The 1821-nt window shown below is 43.1% G+C and carries 2 protein-coding genes; both read left to right on the forward strand.

Annotation, left to right across the window (positions count from 1 at the left end; all coding sequences use genetic code 11):
* Window positions 1-93 (forward strand): PEP-CTERM sorting domain-containing protein (locus QUB61_RS39230; RefSeq protein WP_333190464.1); only part of this gene is annotated, 93 nt, incomplete at its 5' end.
* An 891-nt stretch (window positions 94-984) separates the two neighbouring features.
* Window positions 985-1821, forward strand: an 837-nt coding sequence (locus QUB61_RS39235) for a choice-of-anchor L family PEP-CTERM protein (RefSeq protein WP_333190462.1), incomplete at its 3' end; no start/stop codon positions are given.

Below are 1821 nucleotides of genomic sequence, written 5' to 3' on the forward strand. Positions count from 1 at the left end.
GAGGCGGTTCCCGAACCGATGACTGTGGGGGGTTTGATGGCGGGAGGCGCTATGCTGGCTGCTGGACGAAAGTTGCGCTCACGCCGCAAGTAATTAATAACGGAAGTCCGATGGAAGTCGTCCGATGGAAAAAAGAGGAACCGTTTTGGCGGTTGCTGTAATATGAAGCTCGATTAACCGTGTTCGAGGCAGAAACGGGGTTTGAGGAACCAAAAGACTTCGTTGCAGTCCTTGAACCGGGTAAAAAAACTCCGTTTGTGCGATCGCGATCGTCACCGCTATGGGTTCATAGTAAGGAATTTAGTGCCCAGCATTTTCAGAATCCTGGAAATTATCGCTCCGATTCAAAGTCTTGCCTAACATATTACCAATTAACGGTAATCCACCGCTCGCCATTTTCATTAATTATCATAAAGTTTCCTCTTGTAAGCGTTTATCCTGCTTAAGTTGTAATGCACCAATGATGGAAGTAAAACTCCAGCAATCACTACTACACAGAAAGCCGGGAAAGATAATTCCTGTCCTAAAAAGCCAATTCCGGCTACCACGACTCGATGATTTTAGATTTACTCCACAGATGAATCTGGGAGCTTGAACAAGAGTCTAAAATTTTGATCTCTCCACAACAGGAGTCGGGGGCTTGAATCGGTTTTTGGGCGGGGTCCTATGTCATCAGTTGTTAGTCATTAGTCATTAGTCATTAGTCATGTTGGCGATCGCCAACGGTATCAAAACCCGGTTGCTTTGGTCTCCAGTGCGTAAGTCCTGAAATTATTAGCCTGTGTACGGGTATTTTTGCATCCGTATTTTTGCGGTGAGGTTTATTGGCAGATTAACTGCCAATAATTACCAAAAAACTTCACACAAAAAGCGTAAATTTACTTAAATGTAAAGTTTTATTAAATGCAGTTGACAGTGATTGTTATATAAGGTAAGAATGACTTGTCTGAAGGAAATTAGGCTTGTATTTTTAAATAAAAAATCATGAGAATTACTCACAAAATTGCTGCTTTAACTGCTACATTAACTACTGCTATGAGCTTGTTGGCAGCGCCAGCAATCGCATTTTCGGTAGGGGCAACTAATAACATTGAGACTTTAAAAAATAATTTGTTGGGAACTAATACAGCAGGCTTGAGTGATTTCTCTGTTTCAATTACGGGTGATGAAGAGGCTTTTGGTATTTTCACTAATGACCCCTTCGGTTTGACATCAGGTGTTGTCCTGAGCACTGGTAAAGTCACCGATATACCGGGTTCGAATTTGGTATCTACCAGCGGCAACGATTTAAGCAGGGACTTTGATCCCTCGGGTGAAGCGGGGGATTTGGCTCAGCTAAACCTCAGCTTTTTTGCTGACTCTTCGGCTGAAAAGTTGTTCTTTGAATATGTATTTGGTTCAGAGGAGTTTCTTGAGTACGGCGGTAGTCAATTTAATGACAGTGTTGAACTGCTGCTGAACGGCACTAATTTGGCAAAATTGAGCGACGGAAAAATAGTGACGATTAATAATCTTACTCCCAATGCAGACGATCGCTCTACAGATCACCCAGACTATATTAACAACCCAAGTTTCACAGGTATTGCTGCTGACATCATTAAGCTGGACGGTTTTACTAAAGTTTTAGGTTTTGAGGGTTTGCTCCAGAAAAATCAGACGAATGTTCTCAGCATCCGCATTAAAGATGTGGGCGATGGCAACTATGATTCTGCTGTATTTATTAAAGGCAATTCTGTGGGAACGATAAAAGCTGAGGCGGTTCCCGAACCGATGACTGTGGGGGGTTTGATGGCGGGAGGCGCTATGCTGGCTGCTGGACGA

It is taken from the genome of Microcoleus sp. C2D2 (assembly GCF_036702495.1).
Taxonomy (GTDB): Bacteria; Cyanobacteriota; Cyanobacteriia; order Cyanobacteriales; family Microcoleaceae; genus Microcoleus.